Source organism: Terriglobia bacterium (assembly GCA_020073185.1).
Lineage (GTDB): Bacteria > Acidobacteriota > Terriglobia > Terriglobales > Acidobacteriaceae > JAIQGF01.
Window position 1 is genome coordinate 55,777 of the sequence record JAIQFT010000004.1, and the last position, 25,521, is coordinate 81,297.

General features: G+C 60.2%; 25 protein-coding genes and 1 tRNA gene. 9 read left to right on the forward strand and 17 right to left on the reverse strand.

Annotated features, from left to right (window positions below):
- Positions 1-434: 434 nt before the first annotated feature.
- The 3 genes from LAN64_01935 (at position 435) to LAN64_01945 (ending at position 2,392) form a co-directional block, all read left to right on the forward strand.
- Positions 435-620, forward strand: coding sequence for a hypothetical protein (locus LAN64_01935; protein MBZ5566589.1), 186 nt, complete (start codon positions 435-437; stop codon positions 618-620).
- Between the two features lie 525 nt (positions 621-1,145).
- Positions 1,146-1,346 carry a hypothetical protein gene (locus tag LAN64_01940; protein ID MBZ5566590.1) on the forward strand — a complete coding sequence of 67 codons (201 nt, stop codon included), beginning with the start codon at positions 1,146-1,148 and terminating at the stop codon, positions 1,344-1,346.
- Positions 1,347-1,405: 59 nt separating this feature from the next.
- A complete protein-coding gene (locus LAN64_01945; GenBank protein MBZ5566591.1) occupies positions 1,406-2,392 on the forward strand; it encodes a site-specific DNA-methyltransferase in 987 nt (328 codons plus the stop codon).
- Positions 2,393-2,414: 22 nt separating this feature from the next.
- Here the strand turns inward: LAN64_01945 and LAN64_01950 are convergent, their stop codons facing one another.
- From LAN64_01950 to LAN64_01975, 6 genes are all read right to left on the reverse strand, one after another.
- The gene (locus LAN64_01950; GenBank protein MBZ5566592.1) at positions 2,415-3,122 is read right to left on the reverse strand and encodes a hypothetical protein; all 708 of its coding nucleotides are present in this window, start codon (positions 3,120-3,122) and stop codon (positions 2,415-2,417) included.
- Complete coding sequence (locus LAN64_01955; GenBank protein MBZ5566593.1) at positions 3,101-5,407, reverse strand: Ig-like domain-containing protein; 2,307 nt, start codon at positions 5,405-5,407, stop codon at positions 3,101-3,103. The genes LAN64_01950 and LAN64_01955 overlap by 22 nt, the downstream gene beginning before the upstream one ends.
- A 59-nt stretch (positions 5,408-5,466) precedes the next feature.
- Positions 5,467-5,865, reverse strand: coding sequence for a type II toxin-antitoxin system VapC family toxin (locus LAN64_01960; GenBank protein MBZ5566594.1), 399 nt, complete (start codon positions 5,863-5,865; stop codon positions 5,467-5,469).
- Positions 5,862-6,059 (reverse strand): AbrB/MazE/SpoVT family DNA-binding domain-containing protein, encoded by a 198-nt coding sequence (locus LAN64_01965; GenBank protein MBZ5566595.1) that lies wholly within the window; start codon positions 6,057-6,059, stop codon positions 5,862-5,864. The genes LAN64_01960 and LAN64_01965 overlap by 4 nt, the downstream gene beginning before the upstream one ends.
- A 705-nt stretch (positions 6,060-6,764) precedes the next feature.
- Positions 6,765-7,964, reverse strand: coding sequence for a site-specific integrase (locus LAN64_01970; protein ID MBZ5566596.1), 1,200 nt, complete (start codon positions 7,962-7,964; stop codon positions 6,765-6,767).
- 100 nt (positions 7,965-8,064) lie between these two features.
- Positions 8,065-8,151, reverse strand: a tRNA-Leu gene (locus tag LAN64_01975).
- 243 nt (positions 8,152-8,394) lie between these two features.
- On the opposite strand from LAN64_01975, the gene LAN64_01980 reads away from it, so the two are divergent.
- Positions 8,395-8,637 carry a hypothetical protein gene (locus LAN64_01980; protein ID MBZ5566597.1) on the forward strand — a complete coding sequence of 81 codons (243 nt, stop codon included), beginning with the start codon at positions 8,395-8,397 and terminating at the stop codon, positions 8,635-8,637.
- Between the two features lie 174 nt (positions 8,638-8,811).
- Here LAN64_01980 and LAN64_01985 read toward each other — a convergent pair whose 3' ends face one another.
- The 5 genes from LAN64_01985 to LAN64_02005 form a co-directional block, all read right to left on the reverse strand.
- Positions 8,812-9,660: a carbohydrate ABC transporter permease gene (locus LAN64_01985; GenBank protein MBZ5566598.1), complete on the reverse strand. Its 849-nt coding sequence runs from the start codon at positions 9,658-9,660 to the stop codon at positions 8,812-8,814.
- Entirely contained in the window at positions 9,660-10,508 is an 849-nt protein-coding gene (locus tag LAN64_01990; protein MBZ5566599.1) for a sugar ABC transporter permease, read from the reverse strand. Before LAN64_01990 ends, LAN64_01985 begins: the two co-directional genes overlap by 1 nt.
- Before the next feature lie 134 nt (positions 10,509-10,642).
- The gene (locus tag LAN64_01995; GenBank protein ID MBZ5566600.1) at positions 10,643-11,680 is read right to left on the reverse strand and encodes an ATP-binding cassette domain-containing protein; all 1,038 of its coding nucleotides are present in this window, start codon (positions 11,678-11,680) and stop codon (positions 10,643-10,645) included.
- 23 nt (positions 11,681-11,703) lie between these two features.
- Positions 11,704-13,041, reverse strand: coding sequence for an extracellular solute-binding protein (locus LAN64_02000; GenBank protein ID MBZ5566601.1), 1,338 nt, complete (start codon positions 13,039-13,041; stop codon positions 11,704-11,706).
- 191 nt (positions 13,042-13,232) lie between these two features.
- Entirely contained in the window at positions 13,233-14,504 is a 1,272-nt protein-coding gene (locus tag LAN64_02005) for a Xaa-Pro peptidase family protein (GenBank protein ID MBZ5566602.1), read from the reverse strand.
- A 75-nt stretch (positions 14,505-14,579) separates the two neighbouring features.
- On the opposite strand from LAN64_02005, the gene LAN64_02010 reads away from it, so the two are divergent.
- From LAN64_02010 to LAN64_02030, 5 genes are all read left to right on the forward strand, one after another.
- The gene (locus LAN64_02010; protein ID MBZ5566603.1) at positions 14,580-15,311 is read left to right on the forward strand and encodes a DNA alkylation repair protein; all 732 of its coding nucleotides are present in this window, start codon (positions 14,580-14,582) and stop codon (positions 15,309-15,311) included.
- Positions 15,312-15,369: 58 nt separating this feature from the next.
- Complete coding sequence (locus LAN64_02015; protein ID MBZ5566604.1) at positions 15,370-15,591, forward strand: hypothetical protein; 222 nt, start codon at positions 15,370-15,372, stop codon at positions 15,589-15,591.
- A gap of 105 nt (positions 15,592-15,696) precedes the next feature.
- The gene (locus LAN64_02020; GenBank protein ID MBZ5566605.1) at positions 15,697-16,863 is read left to right on the forward strand and encodes a Xaa-Pro peptidase family protein; all 1,167 of its coding nucleotides are present in this window, start codon (positions 15,697-15,699) and stop codon (positions 16,861-16,863) included.
- 59 nt (positions 16,864-16,922) lie between these two features.
- On the forward strand, positions 16,923-17,282 hold the full coding sequence (locus LAN64_02025; protein MBZ5566606.1) for a hypothetical protein: 360 nt from the start codon (positions 16,923-16,925) through the stop codon (positions 17,280-17,282).
- Positions 17,279-17,464, forward strand: a complete 186-nt coding sequence (locus tag LAN64_02030) for a hypothetical protein (GenBank protein ID MBZ5566607.1) — start codon at positions 17,279-17,281, stop codon at positions 17,462-17,464. The genes LAN64_02025 and LAN64_02030 overlap by 4 nt, the downstream gene beginning before the upstream one ends.
- Positions 17,465-17,542: 78 nt before the next feature.
- Here the strand turns inward: LAN64_02030 and LAN64_02035 are convergent, their stop codons facing one another.
- From LAN64_02035 to infB, 6 genes are all read right to left on the reverse strand, one after another.
- Positions 17,543-18,505 (reverse strand): GNAT family N-acetyltransferase, encoded by a 963-nt coding sequence (locus LAN64_02035; GenBank protein MBZ5566608.1) that lies wholly within the window; start codon positions 18,503-18,505, stop codon positions 17,543-17,545.
- A gap of 109 nt (positions 18,506-18,614) precedes the next feature.
- A complete protein-coding gene (locus LAN64_02040; protein MBZ5566609.1) occupies positions 18,615-20,315 on the reverse strand; it encodes a glycosyltransferase family 39 protein in 1,701 nt (566 codons plus the stop codon).
- Positions 20,316-20,634: 319 nt separating this feature from the next.
- Entirely contained in the window at positions 20,635-21,582 is a 948-nt protein-coding gene (locus LAN64_02045; GenBank protein MBZ5566610.1) for a bifunctional oligoribonuclease/PAP phosphatase NrnA, read from the reverse strand.
- 45 nt (positions 21,583-21,627) lie between these two features.
- The gene (rbfA, locus tag LAN64_02050; GenBank protein ID MBZ5566611.1) at positions 21,628-21,990 is read right to left on the reverse strand and encodes a 30S ribosome-binding factor RbfA; all 363 of its coding nucleotides are present in this window, start codon (positions 21,988-21,990) and stop codon (positions 21,628-21,630) included.
- 130 nt (positions 21,991-22,120) lie between these two features.
- Positions 22,121-22,408: a DUF503 domain-containing protein gene (locus tag LAN64_02055; GenBank protein MBZ5566612.1), complete on the reverse strand. Its 288-nt coding sequence runs from the start codon at positions 22,406-22,408 to the stop codon at positions 22,121-22,123.
- Between the two features lie 65 nt (positions 22,409-22,473).
- A complete protein-coding gene (infB, locus tag LAN64_02060) occupies positions 22,474-25,413 on the reverse strand; it encodes a translation initiation factor IF-2 (protein MBZ5566613.1) in 2,940 nt (979 codons plus the stop codon).
- Between the last annotated feature and the right edge of the window lie 108 nt (positions 25,414-25,521).

Here is a 25,521-nt window from a genome sequence, read left to right on the forward strand (position 1 = left end):
GACTTCGCGTTGAAGTAGGAGCAAACGGCATCGTAATCCTCCTGTCCGATCCACGTGGTTCCACGGGCCAATCGCATGTGGTCATTCCGCTTGGGTCGGATGTTTTGTTTCCAATTCCAGCTCCACTCCTTTTCAGTTATCTGTGCCATATTCTTTTCAGTTATCTGTGTCATTTTCAAAGAGCCTCCTTTGGCCCCGGCATGCAAATACCGAGAGCCGAAGGTTTCCCGGAATTCGCAGTCGAAATTATTTTCGTGGACAGCCGAAAGGTAGAAGTCTTGGGGGGGAGACTTCTAAGACTAAGGGTGAGGAAGAGCGCGTCAGCTTTTCGGCTCTTGCTGGACAGTCTGTTCCCAGCGCGACCTGACAAAGTCTGAAGGAAGTAGGGTATGATCGACACATGGCACGCAAGCAATGTGGGGAGGAGGAGGGGTATGAACAGTGTTTTGAAGATTGGGGACATCGTGCAGTACGGGACGGATTGGTACAAAGTGGTCGGTTTTGACGAAAAAACCAAGCAATGGATTTTGGAGCCTGAAGACACCGCTGATCCTGTGCAAGCACTCGCGGACCGAATCTGGGTAGATCCGAAAGACCTCGCTTCAAGCACGCGGAGGTAGCGTGCTACAATTCCGCGCCATGCTAATCGAAAAGATCGCTAAAGAGATTCGCGCAGAAATCGACCGCCTACATGCGGCCCTCGCAGCATTAACCGGGAACAGCACGAAGCCAAGAGGCAGGCGCAAGTGGACCATGTCCGCAGCCGCCCGCAAGAAGATTAGTCTCGCGCAGAAGGCACGGTGGGCGAAGAGAGCGGCGAGACCGAAGCACAGAATGTCGGCAGCGGCCCGCAAAAAGATCGCGGCTGCGATGCGGGCAAGGTGGGCAAAGGTCAAGGCTGGGAAGAAGTAGCTTGGTGAATCCGAGGCGGTGTCATCCGCTAACTACAGCCCCTTCACATTAGAGCTGATCCCAAGACCGAAACCCGCCCGTTGTCAGATCATCTTCGAGCGCCTGGAATGCACCCCTGAGCGTCAGGGCTCGCTTCGCGCCGGGCCACCTAGCCACACACCACGCTATATCATGTTGATAATTATACAGTTAAAATGCTATGTGCCTTATGTAATGTAAGTTATATTACATACGTGCCAATCGGAGAGTCCGGGCGGGTCGTGCTGGAGATTGATCCCCTGCTAAAGAGGAAGCTCTATTCCGCGCTCGCTCTGGAGCATATGAGCCTGAAGGCCTGGTTCATAGGAAAAGCTGAGGAGTATGTGCAAGCTCAGCAGCAACCGACCCTGTTCGGCTCCGCGGCACCGAATGCTCAGGTCGACACGAAAGCATGAACTTGAAAATGAACAAGGTTGCAAAACGGATTCGCAAGGATGCAAGTAAAGCAAAAGTCATGTTCTTCGATACTGAAACGACGGCCAGCGTCGCGGCGAGGCCAGCGTACAAGACCCTCCGTGGTGTGATGTTCCATGGCGTGGCCGAGACCGTTCTGAGTTCGCGACGCGCCAAGAAGTATCAAGGGAAAGTTCAACTCATCTTTACGTCGCCGCCGTTCCCACTCAATCGCAAGAAAAAGTATGGCAATGCGCAGGGCGATGCGTACCTGAAATGGCTCACTAGCTTTGCCCCGATTTTCAAGAAGCTCCTCAAGAAGGACGGTTCCATCGTGATGGAAATGGGGAACGCTTGGGAGCCAGGATCTCCGGTCATGTCGCCGTTGGCCCTGAAAGCTCTGCTTGCTTTCCTCGAGGCGGGAAAGTTCCACCTGTGCCAGCAGTTCGTTTGTTACAACCCCGCCCGGCTACCAAGCCCGGCGCAATGGGTCAATGTGGAACGCATCCGAGTAAAGGATTCGTACACTCACGTATGGTGGATGTCCTCAACGAAGCGACCCAAGGCGGACAATCGTAAAGTCCTCAAGCCTTATAGCGCAGCAATGCTCGAATTGTTGAGCACGAAACGGTACAACGCCGGGAAGCGGCCATCAGAGCATAAGATCGGTAAGAAATCTTTCTTCAAGAACAACAATGGTGCGATCCCCTCCAACGTTCTTCTGGAAGACGACCAGATTCCAACGAACTTTTTGAAGCTGTCCAACACGGCGTCCATTGACGATTACCTGCGGTATTGCCGTGACCGCGAACTCGTACCGCACCCGGCCCGTATGCCGATCGGCTTGCCGGAGTTCTTCATCAAGTTCTTGACGGAGTCGAGGGATTTGGTGCTTGATCCGTTCGCTGGCAGCAACACCACGGGTGCGGCAGCTGAGCGTCTGAAACGACGGTGGATGTCGGTTGAAGCCCGGCTAGACTACATAACGGCTTCCAAAGGTCGCTTCCCTCAATTCTCCTCCGGGAAGAAGAAACGCCGAGCCGCTTAGCCATCAGCGCAAGAAACAGAGGCTAGGTCTTCCTTTCGTCGCCTCTTTGCCGAATGACTGCGAGTTCAACCTTGAATTTCTCCAACAAGACATTATGAACTTCCATCAAGCGTTTCAGGTCGTCCAGTCCGAAACCCGGCCCACCGTGCCCAAAGCTGCTTGTTGCCTTTCCTCGCAGTGCACCGCGAGCGGTGTCCACGATCCTTTCAAGATTCGCGGTTCGGCCTTCGAGTTCAATGGCTGAACTCATCGGCGAGATTCCCCAGAAAGCACACGCATCGTAGAACGTAATGTCGTCAACTCTATTGTTCTTTGCCTTCTCAACTGCCTTCGATGCGAGGAGCTTCTTGAGTGCCTCGATGGTCGGCCTGGCAAGTCCAGCCTTAGTCACGCGGCTTTCACTTGGCACGGCGGTGGTGGCGTTGAGAGACAGAGCGTGCTCTCGCCCTGCATCCGTGATCTGGTACATCTTGTTCCCGACCTTTGTGAGAAGACCCCGCTCCCGTATCGGCTTTGAACCCATAATCTCGGCAAAGACTCTATTGGAGTCCGGATACACGGGTTGGCCTTTCTCATCTAGATAGCCAGATAAGCCAAACACATCCGGAAACTTTCTCCACGCCGCAACAACTAGATCCTCTGCCGAAAAACTCTTTCGTCCGGCTTGCTCCAAATCATTTGCGGCGAGCAACAGCTTGTCCGCCACACTCAACTTGCCGTAGTGGCCCATGCGTCCTCCGGCGGTAGTTCACCTGTGGCAATGAACTCGCCCAAGTCGGCAGCTGCTGCTGCCTGAATCTCGGCTTCTTGCATTCCACCCTTCAGTATCCACTCTTGCGGCGATCCGGTATCGCCGTCGCTCGGACCTTGCGTCAGAGCAATTTGTACCATTACGTCTATGATTCGTTCGATGTGGTACATCCTCCACTCGCGAGATTCGTGACCATATCCCTTAGAGACCGCCAGGTACAGCTTCGCGAGGGGTGCAGAGCTATTGATCCACCAGACATTCCTGTCAACATCTTGAGGACGCTGAGCAACGGGTGGGTCTTCGTGGCTGAAGTTCACAAACTCGCTTGTGTCCGGGTCACGGTCAAATTCGCCGGATACCAAGACTCGCGGATAACCTTTCCCTCCGGACTTATCGCCCTTACCCCTGCCCTCACCGGGAGTAACGATCACAACAGCCGGGTTTTTCGCCATGCTCTTGTCATCCCCCGCTGAGACCTTCGTCTGACCAGGAGCGAAGCCATACACCAGCCCAGCGGAGCTAACGCTGGCTACGGCGGGAGTGTCCTCGGTCCATACTAAATAGACATCAGAGGTCTCTTCACCGTTTGCCAAGCGGCATACTGCGGTAAGCCTATCCCGTGTGCCAGCAGCCATCGTTACTTCGCTAGGTGAAATGTTGATCTCCACAATCCGGGCTACTTCCAGCGGCACCTCGTTGGACTTCAATTTTCCCTTCAAGGTCTCCGCGCGAATTGACGTCTCGCCGTATGTGAACGTGGTGATCACACCCAAGTCTTCATCTACCATTGCCACGTTGTTGTCGTCACTCACCCACCGGAACGGCACTGGACGGATGCGCTTACCTTCTGCATCAAAAAACTTTAACGATGGACGAAATGAAACTCCAAGTCCTGCTTTCCGGTGACTCAGCGTCAACTCGATCCGCACTGGAGTGCCCGTTGGTAGGATCTCGCGCTTCGGCTTACTCGTGCCCTCACCAGATCCCCAAAGCCCCTTCATTACTTCCGTCAGAAGGCGGTTCTTCCAACGATCTAAGGCTTCATTCATTTTGCTGATGGCATTCTTTTCCTCCTGGTCGTAGCGTCGTCTTTCTTTAGCCTCAAACTCTTTGGCGTACAGTTGAACCTGCTCCGAGATAAAGTGTTCAACTGCTCTTGGCAGCGGAGCCTTTGCCAACGGCCCTCGATCGTTTTGCTTGAAGGGCTCTAGACTGTCCAACTGGCATTCGCCGTAGATGCGATCCCTGTAAGGAGACTGAACATCCAATTGAAACATCGGAGTGAAGCCGATGTAACCGGACTGAGCTTTGTAGATGATGTTGTGCCGCCCCTTCCTGCTCCAGCGCATGCTGACGTCCGATGTACGCAGAGTCAGAGAACCAGCCGGCAACTTCCCGGCGTCAGTAGTTGACGCTTGCTGGCCTGAGACCGGGTCTTTGAGTGTCGCGGGTATCGCGATGACACGCGGGGTCTCCGCACCCTCCATTGGTTTAATGTCCGGTAGCGATAGCGGCTTTCCATTGTCCGCCACTTCACCGTTTGCGACTACGAACACCTTGCACAATTCAAGGGTGCGAATCATTTGGGCATTCTCTTGCAGATTAGAGATGAGATGCTGCACGTTGATTCGATTCCCGTAACCCTTCGGATCTACGCCCGTGATGAGGGTAAACCCGTCTGTCGCCTTCAACGCTGTGAGGGCGGCTGGGGGCAGAGACTTCATTGGACAATGGACAAAAAGCAATGCCTTCTCCAGTTCAGCCCGCATGTCCTTGACCAGGTAATCACGCCCCTCGTCGCGGTCGGGTATGTAACCAAATTTGATCGAACCTGCCACGACACCGTAGCAGCTTCCCTTCTTTTGCTTAACGGTCTTGATCATCGCGTAGCGATCAAACATCTGGGTCATGTAGCACTTTCCACCATTTCCATGACCGCCCTGGACACCAGCGGTGACGCCGCCACGTGTCGCCGCTTCGGGATCCGCCCAGATTCGAAAGTTCTTCTCGATAACGGCGGATGTCATGCCGACAAAATCAAGACATGAGATTGAACTGGGCGCGTTCCTGCGCCCGTGATCGAAAATGATCACGATCACTCGCCCGGATTCTGGCGTATTCTCTCGTGCATAAGCGTCCGCACCATTCTTCACCCATTCCGGCATCCCGTTCTCATGAGACTGAAAGGGTTTGCAGATGAGCTTGATAGCTCCTTCCTCGTGCACCCGAAGATCAGCATCCGGTGTATAGACAAGTTCCGGCATCTCGGCCTCCAAAGATTGCGTCGTTGAATTTCGCAGCCTCAACCGGGGGAAGGGCAACTTCATACCAACAGCAACTTCAGATCATTTCCTACAGACTCGAACTCCTTTTCTGCCGTAACAAACGTGGCCTTATGCGTCTTGGCGGTTGCTGCTCCTATGCAGCTCAGATAGGGTAATTTGTACTGGGCACTCAGTTCTGCTGCCAACTTGGTCACGGCACTGTCCACGTCTACAAGTTCAATGGGCAATTGCTCGAGTTCTTCGATCTTTCGATTGGCAGCCTCGCGCCCGGTAACGCGACAGATGGCCGAATATATTTCTCCCCAGTTAACAACTGACACTTGTAAGAACTGTTGGCTGCTGGCAGCTTTTCCGAGGAGATCCTCGACCACTTCCGCTCCGCCACGATCTTCCAGAAAGGCGATAACCGCAGATGCGTCCAGCATGTATCGCTTCATGCGACCTGTTCTCGCTTTCGCTCCTCGGCTAGACTCGTCAGAGCGGAGGGTTCTCGTTTCAAGGAGCCTCTTAGCCCGCGAATGAACTCAGCCGTAATCGGCTGCATCACCAGTCGCCCTTTCTCTTCCGTGATGACTACCGTCGTGCCCTCCTCGATGCCTAGAAGACGTCGGAGGCGGGCGGGTATAACCATCTGACCCCTTGTCGTCACAACCGCTGTGTCACGTTTCATCTCAATTTGGTCCGTCGTGTACTGGACTAGCGTACCGATGGACACGTAGTAAGTCAAGACCATAGATGACTTACTTTTTGTTGATTGGCGGAACAGCTCAGGGGGTCAGCCCATGGCGGGAAGTCTGAGGACGATCAAAAGGCGAAAATTATATTGCGTGCTAACGATTGTGGCGGGAATTCTTGTGGTGCGGCACCTGAAGACTGCCGATGACGGAAGCACCTTCCCTAATATTCTGACGGAAGAAGCACACAGGTACTGCTTCGGTCAGCCTCGGTGATAATCCAGAATCGCGTTCCGTTGCTCAAGCGGTAGGCCGACAGAATTCGCCAATCGTGTTCCAGACTGAGTTCGTTCTCACGGCGGTCGTGCTCGTCTAGTTCGCCCCAGTCGCCCGCAAGGTGCCGCCGTAGAAACGGGAGCGGCTCCTCACCCGATGCCCTGAACGCTTCCAAAGCAGCGGGTGTGGCGACGATCTGACCGGGACTGAACTTAACGCCGGACATAGGGCTACCGTTTACTCATACCTTGTTATTGACTGGATAGTAAACACTTAATTTAGTGACCGGATTGGCAAAACAAAAAGGCCCCCTGAGGAATTGCGAGGCCAAGGAAATTTTCTTGCTCAGACAGGCCAGAACGACAATCGGGGCCGGTCGAGGATTCTTACTGCACAGCCGCCATCACCAACACATCCTCGCCTAGATTGACGTTGAATGTCTGGTTGATGCCGTCCTGCGCGTAAGCGCCCTGACCCGGTGCCAAGTACCGTTCGGTCATCGTGATGCTGCTGTGACCCATCCAGTGCTGTAGGGTGCGCAGGTCCACCTTGCCCGCTCGGCAAGTCCAGGTGCCGAACGTATCCCGGAATTTGTGAAGCCAGAAGTTCGCCGGGTCCATGCCAGCCTGTTTCGCCGTCTCCACGCAAACCCGGTAGAAGTGCGAGTCCTCCTTGTCCGACGCGGTCCCGAACAGGAGCCGGGTGCCAGGGTACTTCATCTTCCACGCTGCCAGCTTGAGTGCCAGATTCTTCTCCAGTGGAATGGCCCGGCCCTTGCCAGTCTTGGTCCGAAACTTCAGATGGGGTTTCCGTGACTGGACAGTGACGGTGGGGCTGGCCCCTAGATTCAAGTCGGCCCACTCCAACGTCGTCATCTCTCGTTCCCGCAATCCGGTCTTGAGCAAAACCTCGAACGCCAGACGATCGCGCTCTCGCGTCAAGGCCGCGAAGAACCGCCGCATTTCCGCTTCCTCGTACGCTTCCGGCGTCCCGTCATCCGGGGTGGGCCTCTCGCTGTACGGCAGCAAATTCTTGTGGTCTACTCCGCAGAATTTCAGGAAGCACGCGATGCTGGTGTAGTTGTTACAGACTGAGCGATGCGTCAATCCGCGTTGCCGTAGAGCCGCCATGTACCGCCGTAGGTCCATCGCGTCCACATCAGCTGGGTACTCGTGCTGGCAAGCCTTCAGGAACTCCGTCACCTGCTGCTCGTAGGCGTCCACAGTTTCTTCGTCCAGCGGGGTGCCATCCTTCTTACAAGTGGTGCGCTTGAACTCCAGGAACCGCTCCTTGAGGTCGGACAGGGGCGGGTGGGGGTTCTGGGCCGGCTTCGGCTCAACCGTCGCTGGCAGTACGCCCATATCGATGTTCGCCTGCTCCACCAGGAGCGCGATCTGCTTCTTCTTGGCTTGGATTACAGCCTGATCGTAATTGGGGACGTCCAAGGTCTGCCAGACCCGTTTCCCGCGCTGCTTGTAGCGCAGGACGAAGATGGTGTCGGCTGAGTAGGTCTTGCGTGGGTTGGCCCGTTCGTAATCGCGGCTGCCGTGGCAGCGGACGTAGATGCTGACGGTGATTTTCTGCATGGCATTAGCTCCTTCGAGCTAATACCGGGTTGCGCCAAGAATCGCGGATTCGGGTAGCCGGGGCGGGTAGCCGCCCCGGAAGTTACTGGAACTAAAAGATTGGTGCCGAAGAAGGGACTCGAACCCCCACACCCTTGCGGGTACATGGACCTGAACCATGCGCGTCTGCCAATTCCGCCACTTCGGCGTGGCGCGGCTGCCGAGCGGCGCCGCGAAGGCTACACCGCAATCTATTTTACAGGCGTAAACGGGAGCATGGCAAACCGGCGCGGGCGTCGGTTTACGATGTCGATGCCGGATTGAGGTCGGCCAAGGCGATGTGAAAAGATGTGGTGGGCCAAACAACGTTACGTGCTGGAAACAACTCCAACTGAACACGGCACCAGTCGGTCACGTGTGCCAGGCGCCGTGGGCAAGGCAGGAGCATCGAATGCCGCCGCAGACGGGTGGGGAACAACCGAAAATGTCCCTGGAAGCGAGCACGAAGCTGCGCTCCCTGGCGCATGATCTGAGCAACTCGATCGAGACGGTGATGCAGGCATCGTACCTGCTGGCGCAGGCCAAACTCGACGATACCAACAAAAGATGGCTGGAGTTGATTGATAACGCCGCGCGCGATGCGGCGCGCATCAATCGCGAGATCCGCGAAGTGCTGAAGTCGCAGACGAAGTAGTTAGGCTCCAGGCTCCAGGTTTTGGGCTACGGCTTCAGGCGAACCCGCCGCGGAAGGTGCGCGGTTTTATTGTGTGGACGTCTATCAGTCCGTCGCTCTAAGCGCATCGGCCTTGCGCGCTGAGACGTATGGCACGAAGGAAGGTCGGAGTCAGAGACGGGCGACAGGAAAACCCTACTTCACCGCTCCCACCGTGAATCCGGCAATAAAGCGGTCGAGGAACAGGTTGTAGAGGATGGCGATGGGGACGCTGGCGATGAGGCAGGCGGCCATCAGCGAGCCCCAGTAGTAGACGTCGCCGCGGACCAGGAAGGTGGGCACGCCGACGCTGATGAGCTGGCTGTTTTCGGTCGAGATGAAGGTTAGGGCATAGACAAATTCCTGCGTCACCAGGGTAAAGGTGAAGATCACCACGGTCAGGATGCCGGACAGCGAAATGGGTACCACCAGCTTGACGAACGCGCCGAGGCGCGAAAGACCGTCCACCATGGCGGCGTCTTCCAGTTCGCGCGGGATGGACTTGAAAAAGCCCATCAGCAGCCAAACGGAAAACGGCACGGTAAAGGTCGGGTACACCAGCACGACCGCCCAGATGGTGTCCTGCAGCCCAAGGATGGCGACCACGCGCGACAACGGGATGAACAGCAGTGTCGGCGGCACCAGGTAAGTAAGAAAGATGGCGATGCCGATGCGCTGGCCCCAGCGTCCGGTCAACCGGGTGAGCGCGTAGGCTGCCGGAAGCGCCAGAACGAGCGTGATGGCGACCACGATTCCACCCACCAGCACCGTGTTCATCACCCACACCATGTACTTGGTCTCGTGGAACAACAGCTTGAGGTGCTCCAGCGTCGGCGCCATGTTGAACTTAAACGGGTTGTTCTGCAGCGTGTAGAGGTCGGCCGTCTGCTTGAAGGTGGTGATCAACATCCAGTAGAAGGGGAACGCCAGCAGAACGGCGAACACCACCAAAACAGCCCAGCGGGTAATTTTGTAGCCGACGGTGCGAGCGGCGCCGCGCTGCATCAGGCCACCTCCGACTTATACGCCAGACGCAACATCACGTAGGTCACCGCCACCATGATCGGCACCAGGAAGAGCGAGATGGCCGCGCCTTGCGAGAGGTCGCCGGCCAGAATGCCGGTGAAGAACGCCAGCGACGGCAGCACCTGTGTCGAATCGTATGGCCCACCGGCGGTGAGGACGTATACCACCGTCATGTCGGTAAAGGTGAAAATGATGCCGAACAGCACCGCCACCATGATGATGGGCAGCATCATGGGGATGGTGATCTGGAACAGGGTGCGCCAGAAGCCGGCGCCGTCTACCTCGGCGGCTTCCGGGATGTCTTGGGGAATGGCGGTCAGGCCGGCGAGCATGATGACGGTGGAAAACGGCAGCAGGCGCCAGGTGTGGACCAGGATGACGGAGGCCATTGCCAGTTGCGGTTCGCCCAGCCACATGGGCGCGCTATAAGGTTTATAGAAATGCAGCGCGACCAGCACCCAGTTGATGACGCTGTAGAGCGAATCCAGAATCCATTTCCAGCCAATGGCGCCCAGCGAGATGGGCGCCACCCACGGCAGCAGAATCAGAAAACGGACAAAGCCGCGCCCGCGGAAGCGGTCCTTCAGGGCGACGGAAAGAATGGTCGAGCCCACAATCACCAGCACCTGCGAAGTGATGGTGAAGATAAAGGAATTCACCAGCGCTTTTCTGAAGCTCGGGCTCTGCAGGATGCTGCGAAAATTCTCCAGGCCGACATAGTGCGACGCGATGCTGCCGACCTTTACGTCGGTGAAGGCGTAAACGAACGCCATCACGAACGGCACGCCAATGAGTACGACGATGAACAACACCGCCGGCGTGAACATGGCAACACCGAGCAGTTTGGCGCGGTTCTCCGGCGTGCGATACCAGGGAACGGTGACCGCTCCTTCATCGTGCTTCGGCGGCAGAACGCCGGCCGTCTCCGGTGGAAGCTTGGTGTTGATCGGCGAGTCGGCCTTCATTGCCACGCCAGCACCTTGGCCTGGGTCCGCTTCTCGGAGGTGCGATCAAAAAAGTGCAGGTCGGCTTCGCGCACGCCGAAGTCGTAGACCTCGTCGGCCTGAAACGAGACCGCCGACGCCAGCCGCGAGATCACTTCCTTGCCGTCGAATTTACCGCCGTTTACGGAACCGTAGAGGATCCACTCCGCACCCAAATACTCGGTAACCTTGACCTTCAGCCGGAACATGATCGCCGGATTCGGCGCCAGTTCGGTGGGCAGCAGGTGTTCCGGACGGAAGCCGACGATGAAGTCGCCGTTCTCCAGCAGGTTCATGGGCGGTGAGCCGAGGAAGGTGGCGACGAAGGTGTCGGCGGGCGTGTCGTAGACCTCACGCGGCGTGCCGAGCTGGCGCATGTAGCCCTTGTGCAGGACCATGACGCGGTCGCCCATGGCCATGGCTTCCACCTGGTCGTGGGTGACATAAATGGTGGTCGTGCCGACGCGCTTGTGGAACAGCTCCAATTCCTCGCGGGCGCTGGCACGCAGCTTGGCGTCGAGGTTCGACAGCGGCTCGTCCAGCAAGAACACCGAGGGCTCGCGCACGATGGCCCTGGCCAGGGCAACGCGCTGGCGTTCGCCGCCGGACAACTCGCGCGGCTTGCGCTGCAGGAGTGCGCCGATTCCCAGCAGCGACGAAGCCCACTCCACCTTCTGCTTGTGCAGTTGCTTGGGAACCTTTTGCGCCTTCAGCGGAAAGGCGATGTTGTTGTAAACGGAGAGGTGGGGATACAGGGCATAGCTCTGGAACACCATGGCGATACCGCGCTCGCGTGGCGTGAGGTGGTTGACCACCTGCCCGCCAATGCGAATTTCGCCAGCCGTGGGAATCTCCAGGCCGGCGATCATGCGCAACAGGGTGGTCTTCCCCGATCCGGACGGACCGAGGAAGACCAGGAACTCGCCCTCGCGAGTTTCCAGATTCACATCGTTAACTGCGCCGAGTTCTCCCTCTTTGAATACCTTGGTTAGTTTTCTGGTTTCGACTACTGCCATCGATCCCTCAACCCCTCAAACGGTTATTTCCATCTCTCGAAGATACGCTTGTACTCCTGCTCGGCCGCCTTGGCAGCATTTTCGGGAGTCTCGTCGCCGCGAGCGACCTTGGCGAACATGGTCGGGATGACCCAAGTGCGAAAAGCCTCGTCAATGGCGGCGGTGGCGTAACCCGGATAACCTACGTTGGTGGCCCAATCCAGCACGTCGGCCAGGACCTTATATTTGTCGTGCGGATCGGCCGCGGGGTCGTTCTGCACGATCTTCTTGATGTCCGGAACGGTGCTCGGGAAGCAGGGAAAGTTGTACCACTTGCCCGCTTCGAAGCCTTGCCTGAAGTTATCAATGTAGTCGATCAGGAACTGCTGCGCCCCTTCCTTGTTCTCGGCGAAGTTCCAGATCACGTAGCAGTCCATCACGTGCTCGGCGGCAATCCGCCGCACCGGCCCCTTGGGCGCCCGGCAGATCATGATGTGGCTGGAAATCGGCGAGTGCTCGCGCTCCGCCTGGCGCGTGACCGAGATGGCGTTGGCCACGTACGAGAGTTTGCCGGCCAGCATACCGCGGTTGTTGTTTGAGGGGTCCCAGGTAAACACTTCCGAGGTCTCCGACTCCTGGTACAGGGCCTTCATGTACTTGAGGGCCTCGATGGTGGCCTTGGAATTGATGGTGACGTTGCCGTGCTCATCCTGCTCGGCGCCGCCAAACGACCACAACAGGGCGCGCATCGCCATGCTGGTGTCGAGTTCCTGTGATAGCCCGATCCCGCAAGGGTTGCCGCGCTTGTCTTTGATCTTTTTGGCGCCGGTGCGGAGGTCGTCGTAGGTGTCGGGGCCGTTGGGGAAGCCCGCCTCCGCCCACCATTCCTTGTAATAGTTGCCCGGATCGGGAACGTAGGAATCGGAGAAGGCGAAGTATTTCTTCGTCTTCGGGTTGTAAGTGGACTTGTGCGCCAGGTCGATCTTCTTGCCGTGCTTCTTTTCGATTTCCTGGTACACATGAGTCATGTCCAGCGTTTGCTGCTCGTATGCCGCCGGCGGCGAGAGGAACATGAAAAGATCGTGGCCCTTCTTGGCCGAAACTTCGGCCGCCGCACGAGCGGGGATCTCGGTGAGATTGATGTGATCAACGATCACGTTCAGGTTGTGCTTCTGGCCCCATTGTTTGGTGTATTCGTTGTCGAACCACTTGTCGTACTCGGGAACGAAATGGCTCCACTGCGCGATCTTCAGCGTTTTCTGCTGGGCTTGCGCTCGCTCCGGAAAAAGGAAGTACGGTCCCGCTCCCGCCACCACCGCGGCAGCGCCGGTGGTTTTCAGGAAATCTCTCCGGGTAAAGCTCCCACTGCGCTTCTTGGCCATGGAAATTCCTCCTTGAAAGCCGAACAGCGATGAAGTTTGGACCGGCCGCGTGCCCCCACGAGCCACGAGAATTCGGCGCGCACATAATACTCATCGTGACGCGATGGGTCAAAACGAGGCGGCTCAAAACCAGCCGCCCGTGGCTACTTTGATAACGTCATGGGTGCTATGTACCGTTGGGGACCGCAGAATCAGCCGAACGGGTGCTCCATGGACGGGCTCGGAGTGGTGAACATCTCGGCGCCGTTCTCGCTGATGAAAATGTCGTCTTCCAGGCGGACGCCGAATTCGCCGCGGATGTAGATGCCGGGCTCGTCGCTGAAAGTCATGCCCGGCGCCAGCGGCAGCGCGTTGCCGCGCACCAGGTACGGCCACTCGTGACCGTCCATGCCGATGCCGTGACCCACGCGGTGTCCGAAGAACTTGTAGCCCGGACCATAGCCGGCGTCGGTAATCACCTGGCGCGCGGCCGCGTCCACCGCTTGGCACGCGACACCGGGCTTGGCCGCCGCCAGGGCCGCCCTCTGTGCCCGCTGCACGATCTCGAACACGCGTTTCTGCTGGTCGCCGGCCTTGCCGAGAACCCAGGTGCGCGTGATATCGGAGTTGTAGCCCTCGACGGTGCATCCGTCGTCAATCATGATGGGCGTGCCTTCGTGGATCACCTGCGGCGTTCGTGAGCCATGGGGGAGTGCGGTATATTCGCCGACCTGCACGCTGGCGCCGCCGCGAAACCCCACTTTTTCGTAGGCCGCGCTGATCAACGCGCCCACATCGTGCTGCGTCATGCCTGGGCTCATGGCCTGATATACGGCACGATAGACCGTCCACGTCGCCTGGTTCGCCAGCTTCATCAGTTCCAGTTCGTGCGCCGACTTCACCATGCGACAGCCGGCGGTGGCGGGTGTCGCGCTCACCATCTTCAAGGCCGGGACGGCCTGCGCCACGCCGTTGCTGAACACGAACGCCACCCGCTCTTCCATGCCCAGCGTACCGCTGGAGATGCCGCGGTCTTTGAGGCCCTGCGCGACCAGGCGGTACGGGTCCTCATCCTCCTGCCAGACGCGCACGTCGGCCGAGCTGTCGAAGGGCCCGTTCGCCAGTTGCTCTCGTAGCCGCTCTTCTTCAAATGCGGGCACGACAAAAAATGGTTCTCCCTTGGCCGGGAGAATGAGGGCACCCAGGCGCTCGCTGTTCCACCAAGACACGTTCGCGAAGTAAACGAGCGAGCTGCCGCCGATCATGAAGATGGCGTCCAGCTTGTTAACCGTCATCAACTGGCGGGCACGCTCGATGCGCTGCCGGCGTTCCTCGGCAGTGATGGGGCGCGCCAGCTCGCGCAGGGATTTGAGCGCCTGGATGGATGCCGGGAGCGTCGGTTCGGCATCGGCAGCCGCCGGCAAACATGCGGCGCCAGCGGCGGCGGCCGCGCCTGTCTTGAGGACTTCGCGGCGAGTAACCATGGGGTCAATGTATAGGAGTGGTTGAGCAGAACACAACCGCGACATGGACCCATTTGTCTTGTCATAATCAGCGGGATGAAATCTCCCGCCTATATCGCCGACCATGTCCGTCGCGTCATCAAGGATGGCGCCTCGGCGCCGCACGCGGAGGAAGTCCAGCGCTTTTTCAAGGAGGAGGTCGCCTCGCGCGGCTGGTGCACCGCCGAGCTGCGCAAGGTAGCCTATCGATTCCACCGCGTGCTGCTCAACGAACACGGGCTCGATTACCTGGTCTCCGTCGCCGACCAGCTTTTCCGTAACCGCGTCCTGGAAGAAAAGAGCATGGCCGTGATGCTGCTGGAAAAATCGGCGCACGACTTCGGCCCCAGGCAATTCCGCCTTTTTGACGACTGGCTCGACCGCGTGTCAAGTTGGGCGGACCACGATGCGCTCGTCTACTACCTGATCGGCCCGATGGTGGTTGATGATCCCGCCCACGTGCGCGTGGTCTTCCGATGGGCACGCTCGCGCAATCGCTGGCGGCGGCGCGCGGCCTGTGTTTCGCTTATCCGGGGCGCGCGGCAGCAGATGTTTCGCGGCGAAATCGCGCGTTTGTCGGAAATGCTGCTGCCCGATAGTGACGACATGGTGCAGAAAGGCCTCGGCTGGCTGTTGCGCGAGTATGCCAAGGCCGACGCCGCTTCCGCGATCAAGTTGCTCATGAAGCTACGCACGCGTGCCCCGCGCCTGGTATTGCGCACCGCTTGCGAAACGCTGGAGCCGAAAACGAGAGCGAAGGTGTTGGCGAAAGAAACTGGCAGCCGGTAGCCCGTAGTTCGTAATCCGGCACACCCGGGCTACGGACTACCGACCACGGACTACGACCATGAATGAAACTGCGATTTACGCACTCCTCCTCTCCCAACAAAGACAAATCCGCGAACTCCAGCTTCACCTGGAAGCGCTGAAGCGCATGATGTTCGAACACCGGCCGCCGTTCGTGCCCGCATTCGAGCACCAGATCGGGGCAGTCGAATCGTCGGGATTTCTACGCGATGCGGATGAGGCGATTCATCGCCTGGAGCGGGGCGCACAGGGGAAATCGTAGTTGTAGCATGGTAGCTGGAGACATCGGGCTACGAGCTGCCAACTATCAGCTACGCTTCCGAGGTCGCGAAAAATGTAACTCGTCCGCTACAATGGAGTTTTGCCCATGAATCTCTCTGCCATTCAGGCCGCGCTGCGCGAGCACAACCTCGACGCCTGGTTCTTTTACGACCACCATCACCGCGACGCGATTGCCTATCGCGTGCTCGGCCTGCCCGAGAACCTGATGGTCACGCGCCGCTGGTATTACGTCGTCCCGGCGCGGGGCGAGCCGCTGAAGCTGGTGCACCGCATCGAGGCCGGGCACTTGGATTCCCTGCCCGGCGCCAAGCGCGAATACTCCGCGTGGCAGGAGCTGTTCGACAGCCTGAAAGCGATCCTGGCGCCTTACAGCAAGGTCGCCATGCAGTACTCGCCCAACAACATCGTGTTCACCGTCTCGCTGGTGGACGCGGGCACGGTGGAACTGGTGCGCAGCTTCGGCAAGCAGATCGTCAGCTCCGCCGACCTGGTGTCGCAATTCGAAGCCACGCTGACCGACGAGCAGATCGAGACGCACTTCGCTGCCGGCAAGAAAGTGGATGCCATCACCGCCGCCGCCTTCCAGGAGATCGGGCGGCGCGTGCGCAACGGCGGCACCAACGAGTTCGATATCCAGAAGTTTTTTGCCCAGTGCTTCGAGCGTGAGGGTCTGGTCACCGATGACCTGCCCATCGTCGCCGTCAACGCCAACGCCAGCAGCCCGCATTACGGGCCGTCGGCGGAGCAACACTCGCCGATCCGGGAAGGCGACCTTGTGCTGCTCGATGTCTGGGCGAAGCTCGACCAGCCCGGCGCGGTCTATTACGACATTACCTGGATGGGCATCGTGGGCAAGTCGCCATCGGACAAACAGCGCGAGGTCTTCGAAGTCGCCCGGCGCGCGCGCGATGCCGGCGTCGAGAAAGTGAAATCCGCAATTACCGCCGGGCAGCAACTCGCCGGCTGGGAAGTGGACAAGGCGACGCGCGACGTCATCGAGAAAGCCGGATACGGCCAGTACTTCATTCACCGCACCGGCCACTCCATCGCCACCGAAGTCCACGGCAACGGCGCCAACATGGACAACCTGGAAATCCACGACGAGCGCAGGATTCTGCCCAACACCTGCTTCTCGGTCGAGCCGGGAATTTATCTGCCGGAGTTCGGCGTGCGCAGCGAGGTCAACGTAATGGTGCGCAAGGGCACGGCCGACACCACGGGCCGCGTGCAACGGGAGTTGGTGATCATCTGATGGCAGCTACGAAACCTCGTGTCGAGCGCGCCGAAGCCGCCGGCGAACCCAACGCGGTGATGGCCGTGGTGGCGCCCGCCGTCGGCTGGCTCATTCCCGGCGCCGGGCACCTCATCCAGAGGCGCTGGATTCGCGGCTTGCTGCTAATGCTTTCGGTGGTAGTCATGTTCGTGCTCGGGCTGCTGATGGAAGGCAAGCTGTACTCGCCCAATACCGGCGACATCCTCGACATCCTCGGCTTCATCGGCGACGTCGGCGCGGGAGCTCTCTACATCGTCAGCAAGGCGCTGAACGCGGGCACCGGCAACATCGCGCGCGCCACCGCCGACTACGGCACCAAGTACCTGATCGTCGCCGGGCTGCTCAATATCATCAGCGCGGTGGATGCTTACCACATCGCCATCGGGAAAAAGCAATGACTCCGCTGCACCTGTCCCACTTCACCTCCGCGCTGTTGTTCGCCGTCTTCGCCTCGGTGGTGTTCGGCATCACCCAGCGCAACCATCCGCGCGACATGCTCCGCTACGGCGCTTATTGCTTCACCTTGTTTGTGGTGGGCGTGATTGCGGCAGGCTGGGCCATGTGGCTGCTTAGACATTGACGGATTGCCGAATCGACGAATTGCAGAATTGAATTTCACAATTCGACAATCCTGAATTTCTACGATTCGACAATCGCTTCATCCTTCCCAGACGAACGCGTCGAACACTCGGGCCACGTGATAACCCAGGCGCTTGTAGAGGTCCACGGCGGAGCGGTTCGCTTCCGTCACGGTCAGCGACAGCATGGAAAAGCGCCGCCGCTGCAGCTCCTGCAGGTTGGCCGCCAGCAGCCCCTCGCCGATTCCTTTGCCGCGATGTTCCGGCAGCACGCACACCTGGGTGATGTGGCCAACGTCGTTCTTCACGCGCGAGCAGAGAATCAGCCCGACCGCGGTACGCGAGGCGCGGTGGTACGCGATGAAGGACGACGCCGCGTCGAACTGCCCGCATCCGGGAAAGCGCACGATGTTGTTGAGGAAGCGCAACGAGCCCGCGATGGTGCGGTACTGGTCGTTGATCTCGGAATCGATGTGGCCGCGATAGGCGGCGGTGATCACCGCGGCCGCTGCCTGGTAGTCCTGTTCGCTCCAGCGCCGGATTTCGATTCCCTCGGGAACGGCCGGAGTCTTGGAGCCATTCTTGCCGTTGGCCGCCAGCGGCAGCGCCATGAACAGCCGCGGATGGCGGTGGAATCCATCTTCCAAGAACGGCCGCACCACCGCGCCCGTGGGATGCATCAGCAGTTGCGCCTCGATGCGATGGATTCCCGGCGACTGCTGCAGCGTTTCGATGACGTGCGTCAGCAGGCGCGTTTCCACGGGGTGCTCGGCGGGGCTGGCGTATCGCCCGTTGTCGCCCTCGACGAAGAGATCTCCGATCACGCCTTTGCTGCCTTCGTACACGAAAAACGAGTAGCCGCAGATGCGGCCTTTCTCCATCGCCGCATAACCGGGCAGGATGCGCGCGTCAATGTAGCGCAGGATCATCTCCGCCGAGCTGCTGTAATCCCACGACAGCAGCTTCGACCACACCTGTGCCTCTTCGTCCAGCAGCGGACGCAGGTCCAACGACGAAAAGTGCCTGAGATCGAGGATCTCCACGCGTTCAGTCCGGTACTGGCTGCGATGCAACCCGCGTCAGCCGCGTTGGGCGCAACGTGGAAGTCTAGACGCGGGGCGCGGCGGAAGCAAACCGGAGGAATACTTGGCGTCACTGCGTGCGGTGCTGGTGCGCCGATCCCGACGACACCCAGTAAAACTCCAGCCGCTGCGGGGCAAAGCTGCCGACATGCGACAATCGCCGGCCGCCGAGGAATGGGTCCAGTTGCGGCTCCGATCCGGAGCGGGCGATCAGCAGGTGATCGCCCGCGGGGACCTCGCCGCGCTCATAGCGCAACAGGGGCTGGTTGCGGTAGAAATCCAAGCCGTACTCCAGCTCGCGTGAGACGTTGAATGCCGCCAACGGCGCGTGGCCCGTGTCCAGTCGCGAAAGCTCGTTGGCGACCGGGCGCGCCGATTGTGCGCGATCGATCACCGGCGCACTCACCCGCAGCACGAACGCCAATCCCAGCACGACCGGCACCAGCGTCACAAAGCGCAGGATGCGCAGCCCTTGCCAGCGCAGGCTGATTGCCATCGCCATGGCAATCACCGCGCCGGCGACAGCAGCGATCGCCGCCGCTTGGGACGGCGGATGCAGGCGTACGATGAAGTAAGGCGCTAGTAGCGCACCGCCGAGCAGCAAGCCGCAAACCAGCGCGTGCGCAATCGCTTTTGCCCTACTTGCGCGCTCTGCAATTCTTGTCCGCAGCCAGCCGGCAAGCAGCAGCGCGCACGGCGGAATTGCCGGCAGGATGTATCCCGGAAGCTTGGACCGCGAAATGGTGAACAATACCAGCGGCACCGCAATCCAGAGCAAAAGAAAGGCGCGCCAGGAACCATCCTGAGTGACGCCAGGTTGTGTGGCGCCGGTCTCCGACGCGCCGTTCTGCTGCACGGCTGTCTGATCCGTCTCTCCGCGCAGCGTCGCCGCAATCGACGAGATCACGTACACCGTCCACGGCAGAACGCTGAGCACGAAAACCGGCAGGTAAAACCAGAACGGCTGCTGGTGGCGGTAGAGGTTCGTCCCAAAACGCTCCAGGTTGTGCTGCAGGATGAACACCTGGAAAAACTGGTGCGTCTTCAATTGCACCGCGATGTACCACGGCAACGCGACTACAAGAAACAGCAGCACGCCGGGAACCCATAGCGTTTGCGCGATCAATCGCCAGCGTGTGGCGCGCGTCTCTGACCTGACCGTCAAGGCGAAGATCGCGGTGATCAGTCCCGCGAGCGCGGGCGCAACCGGACCTTTGGCCAACGTGCCCAGCGCCATCATCAGGTAGAAACCGGCGAGCCACAGTTTGCGTCCGGTATCCAGCCACGCGTACCAGGCAAGCATTGCCATGGTGAAGGTCGCCGCCAGCGGCATGTCGGTGGAGGCGCCGCGCGCGAAACCGATGATTGCTGCCGAAGACGCCGCCATCAGCGCGGCATCGAGGTGCATGCCGTGGAAGCGGCGCATGAAAAAGTAGATGGCCATGACCATCGCTGTGGCAAACACGGCAGAAGGCAGGCGCGCGGCCCAGTCGCTGACGCCGAAGACTCTGTACGAAAGGATCGCGCTCCAGTAGTACAGCGCCGGCTTTTCCAGCCACGGGACGCCGTTGAGCAGAGGAGTGATCCAGTCGCGGCGGGCGAACATTTCGCGCGCGATCTGGGCGTAGCGCGGCTCGTCGGCGCCGACCAGCCCGAAGCTCCCCAGACCGTAAAAGAACAGGTACGCGCAGAATCCCGCCAGGGTCGCGAGTTCGCTCCACACGACGTACTTGGCGCGGGTGGCGGGAGTGGCGACGGCCGTGTCGATCACCACCTCCTCGTCCTTCTCACAATGGGAAGCATGGAACCATTTTACCCATCGCGGCAGCGGCATCGCTGCGAGCGGGCCAGAAAGCATCCAAGTATCAGCGTGTCACGACGGGGAGAAATGCGCGTGCAAGCCGCTGTTTTGTGCGCGGCGGTGGAAAGCTGAGGTCGGCTTCCGTGACCCGGGATACGGCGTCGCCGGCGAGCAGTCGCTTGCAGAGTGCGCATTAGCTCCCTGGGCGATTTGGACAAGTATTTTAGGCAGCTTTCCCGGCGCTCACTTGCGGGGCTAGGTTCTGTCCGCCAATGTTTCCCGGAGGGCGCTAGATAGTCTTGCGTTCGAGGCGGAGTTGAGCCAGCACGCGTTCGGCAGCCAGGGAGACGGGACCGTCGAGGGCGCAGCCGGAGGCACAGAAGTGGCCCCCTCCGCCGAAGCGGGCGGCGACGTGCGAAACATCCACCGCGCCCTTGCTGCGCAGGCTGACGCGCCAGCGCCGGTCGGCGAGTTCGCGGAAAAAGACGGCGACCTCGACGCCTTCGATGCCGAGCGCATAGTTCACCAGGCCTTCGCAGTCTTCGTCGCGGGCGCCGCAGCGCTCCATCTGCTCGCGGTTGACCGCCATCCACGCCAGGTCGCCGTCGCGATGCAGGCTGGAGAGAGCGGCGCCAAGCAGGCGCATCTTGGAAATCGGATACGAGAAGTACACGCTCTGGGCGATGCGCGCGGGATCGGCGCCGGCGCGCACCAATTCCTGGGCGAGGGCGAAGGTGCGCTCGGTGGTCCCGACAAAGCCGAACGAGCCGGTGTCGGTAATGACAGCGGTGTAGAGGCAGGTGGCGACATTGCAACAGATAGACACGCCGGCGGCGCGCGCCAGGCGGTAGATCATCTCGGCGGTGGCGCAGGCACTGGGATCAATCCAGTTGAGGTGAGCGAAAGGGCGGCCGCTGACGTGGTGGTCAATGTTGATGAGGAACTGGCGCTCCAGTCCCTGCAGATTGGTGCGCTGGATGCTGTCGCACTCCAGCACGATGGCGGCTTCGTAGTGGCCGTTGATGCTGGGCGCGTCAATGACGGAGTCGGCAAACGGGAGCGGGCGGTAGACGCGCGGCATGGGGCCGTTGAGCACAACCTCGGCCTGCTTGCCCATTTTCCTGAGGATTTCGCGGCAAGCGAGCACGGAGCCGATGGCGTCGCCGTCGGGGCGTGCGTGGGAGGTGAGGACGAAGCGGTCGCGCCGTCCGATCTCGCCGAGAATCGTGTTCAGCATCTCTGCCACCGGCCGAATCTGCCTTGCATCCCGCCACGGCGCGGGTTACTTGCTCCGTTTCTTCACGCGCCGGAGTAGCTGGTCAATTCTAGTCTCGTACTGTTGCGACCTGTCCAGATGAAAAAACAGATCGGGCACATGACGAATCCGCAAACGGTCCAAAAGTTCGTGGCGGATGTAGCTGCGAGCGGCGTCCAGGCCGGCGAGGGTGTTTTCCGCGTCTTGCTCGTTGCCCGATACATGGATGGAGATGTGGGCGGACTTGCCGTCAGGCGACATCTTGACCTCGGTGACGGTGGCCAGGCCGATGCGGGGATCGGTGAGCTCGCCCTCGATCAGGGCGGCGATCTCCTCGCGCAGGACTTCGCCCAGGCGCTGATAGTGATGTTGTACGTTGCGACGTTCCATGGCAGCCATTAGCTATTGGCTCTTAGCAACTAGCTAAACCGGAGTTGTAAAGGGCGTCAGCCTTATGTGCGCGTTTTCACCGTGCCAATTCAGCCATTTCGCACTTGGCCGTCAGGCGAATTGCCAAGAACTAAAAGTATTCGATGAAGGAATCGGTAATCTCCGCTCCGGCATTATTGGCGATCCGGGTGGCCGAGCGCTCCACGTTTTCCATCAGACCGCGCAGGTAATCGCGGGAACCGGAAATACTTACCACACCGACCGTGGCGCGCTGCCACAAGTCGGCAGCGTCAAGTTCCGCCACCGAGACATTGAAGTTGGCGCGCAGCTTGTCCTTGAGGCTGCGCACGACCTGGCGCTTGTCCTTGAGGGAATGCGCCGCTTCGATGCGGAGTTCGAGGGTCAGAAAAGCGATCACGAAAGTTTCAGTTTCAGTTTCAGTTTCAATTGCTGAAACCCCAAGACTGAAACTGAAACTGTTTCTTACGCCATCATCTCGGCGGCGACGCGCTCGGTGGCGAAGGCCTCGATCACGTCGCCGACCTTGATGTCGCCATAGTTTTGGATGGCGATACCGCACTCCAAGCCGTTGCGCACTTCCGCCACGTCTTCCTTGAAGCGGCGCAGCGAGGAGATTTTGCCCTTGAATACGACGACGCTATCGCGCAGCAAGCGGACCTCGGAATCGCGCTTGATGGTGCCGTCCTGCACGTAGCTGCCGGCGATCGTGCCCACCTTCGGAATGCGGAAGGTGTCGCGAACTTCGGCGCGCCCGTGGTAGGTCTCCTTGATCACGGGCTCGAGCAGACCCGTAATGGCTTTGCGGATTTCGTCCTGCAACTCGTAGATGATGGAGTGCAGGCGGATGTCCACTTTCTCCTGTTCGGCCAGTTCGGTGGCCTTGCGCTCGGGGCGCACGTTGAAACCGATGATGATGGCATTCGACGCCGACGCCAGCAGCACGTCGGTTTCGGTGATGGCGCCGACCCCGCTGTGCAGGATCTTGACCTTCACTTTGTCGGTGGACTGCTTGGCGAGCAGGTCGCCCAAGACTTCCACGGAACCCTGCACGTCGCCCTTGAGAATGACGTTGAGTTCCTTCATGCCAGCGGTCTTGAGCTGCTCGGCCAGGCCTTCCAGCGAAACGCGGGAGCTCTTAGCCAACGTGGCTTCGCGGGCCTTCTGCTCGCGGTAATCGGAGATGCCGCGCGCCTTTTCGCGGTCGGCGACGACGACGAACTGATCGCCCGCCTGCGGCAAGCCTTCCAGTCCGAGCAATTCGACCGGTGTCGAGGGCGGCGCTTCGTCGAGCGCATTGCCATGCTCGTCGAACATGGCGCGTACCTTGCCGAAGGTGTTGCCGACCACGAAGTTGTCTCCCGTGCGCAGAGTGCCATCGGCCACCAGCACGGTCGCCACGCTGCCGCGGCCACGGTCGAGTTTGGCTTCCAGTACGGTACCGGTGGCGGAGCGCTCGGGACTCGCCTTGAGCTCTTGCAGGTCGGCCACCAGGCAGATCATCTCCATCAGCAGGTTGAGATTCTTCTTCTGCTTGGCGGAGACATCGACAAAAACGGTGTTGCCGCCCCAATCCTCCGGCATCAGGCCGCGATCGGCGAGTTGCTTCTTGACCCGGTCGGGCAAGGCGTCCGGCTTGTCAATCTTGTTGACCGCGACGATGATTGGCACGTTGGCGGCCTTGGCGTGGTCAATGGCTTCGAGCGTCTGCGGCATGACCCCGTCATCGGCGGCGACCACCAGCACGACGATGTCGGTGACCTTGGCCCCACGCGCGCGCATGCGGGTGAACGCCTCGTGGCCGGGCGTGTCGATGAACACGATCTGCCGGCCATAGGCGGGCGAGTTGGTGTCTGTGACGGTGACCTTGTAGGCGCCGATGTGCTGCGTGATGCCGCCGGCCTCACCCTCGGCGACGTTGGCGTGGCGGATGGAGTCCAGCAGCGTGGTCTTGCCGTGGTCCACGTGGCCCATGATGGTGACCACCGGGGGACGCGACACGGCGCCGACGCCTCCCTCTTCGGCGGTGGCCGCTTCGGCCTGCTCCATTTCCTTTTCGGCTTGCTGCTCGAAAGTGATGACGCTGGTCTCGGCGCCGAACTGGCGCGCCATCTCGGTGGCGAGGTTGGCGTCGAGCGTCTGGTTGACGGTGGCGAAGACGCCGCGCGCCAACAGACGTGTGATTAGATCCTTGGCGCGGACGCCCAGCTTTTCCGCCAGGTCCTTCACGCTGATGCCTTCCGTGATCGTGATCTCGCGCGTGATGGGAAGCGGCTCGTTGGTAATGCTGAGCCTCGGGGGGGGGACGAAGCCCTTCATCGGGCCTTCCTTCACGCCACGTGGAATGTAACGCTGGCCGGGACGGCGCGAGGGCGCGGGACGGCCGGTGGGACGTCCGCTCGGCGTCGCGGTCGGGGCTCCAGGACCGACCCCCAGCGGACGCGAGCCGGTCGGCGACTGACGCGTCGGGTGCATCGGGCGGCGTTCGCCCGGACGAAGCGGGGGACGCGCTCCCGGCGCGGCGGCCGGACGCGGGCGCTGGAAAATCGGCTGACCGGGCACCGGCCGGCCGGGCGCCGGACGCGGTGTGCTGGCCGCGGGACGCGCCATATGCGGCGGCGCCGTGTACACCGGGCGCGGGCCGGTCTGCGGAACTATCACGCGACGCGGCGGGGCCGCAGGCGGACGATGTTGCGCGGGCGGCGCAGCTTTTTCGGGCGTGGCAGGCGCGGCGTGCACGATCGGCGAAGGTATTGCAGGCGGAGCTGCCGGCGGCGGCGGCAGCACTATCGGCATGGGCACAGGTTCCTCGGCTACAGCTTGGATAGGCTCGGACGCAACTTCGGGAATATCGACCACCGGGGGAGTAGGAACCTCCGGCTCGGGTTCAGGTGGAGTCGGCTCCGGAACCTTGTACACGGGACGTACCGGTGCTTCGACGGGTTTCACCAGCCGCGGCGGCGCAATCGGCTCAGGCGGCGCTGCCGGCTTCGGCGGAGGAGGAACGGCGACCGGAGCTTTGGCGGCCGGCGTTTGGATGGCAGGCTTGGGCAGCTCAGGCGCGCGCGGCGGCGCCACCGTCGGACGCGGCGGAGCCGGAGCGGCCGCCTGCTGCTTCTGGTGCAACGCCTTCAGCACATCGCCGGGCTTGGAGATGTGCGAGAGATCGATCTTAGTCTTGATTTCGTCCGGCCGGGGGCGCACGGCACGGGCAGCACCACCCTGGCCGCCGTGGTCGGCTTGAAAGTGCTGGCGCACTCTCTCTGCTTCTTCCACGGTGATGGAACTGGAATGCGTTTTCTTTTCGGTGACGCCAGCCTTCGGCAGAACATCGAGGATCGCCTTGCTCTTGACTTCCAGTTCCCTAGCCAGATCGTTGATTCGAATCTTAGACGTGTCTAGCATCCAGCTCTTTTTTCCTCCGTGTGTCGCGCTATGTCTACATAGCTACCTCACGGTTTGAATTTGGTTCGTTCGTTCGTCGTTGATCGTTAGCCGAAGCTGTTCGCAAAC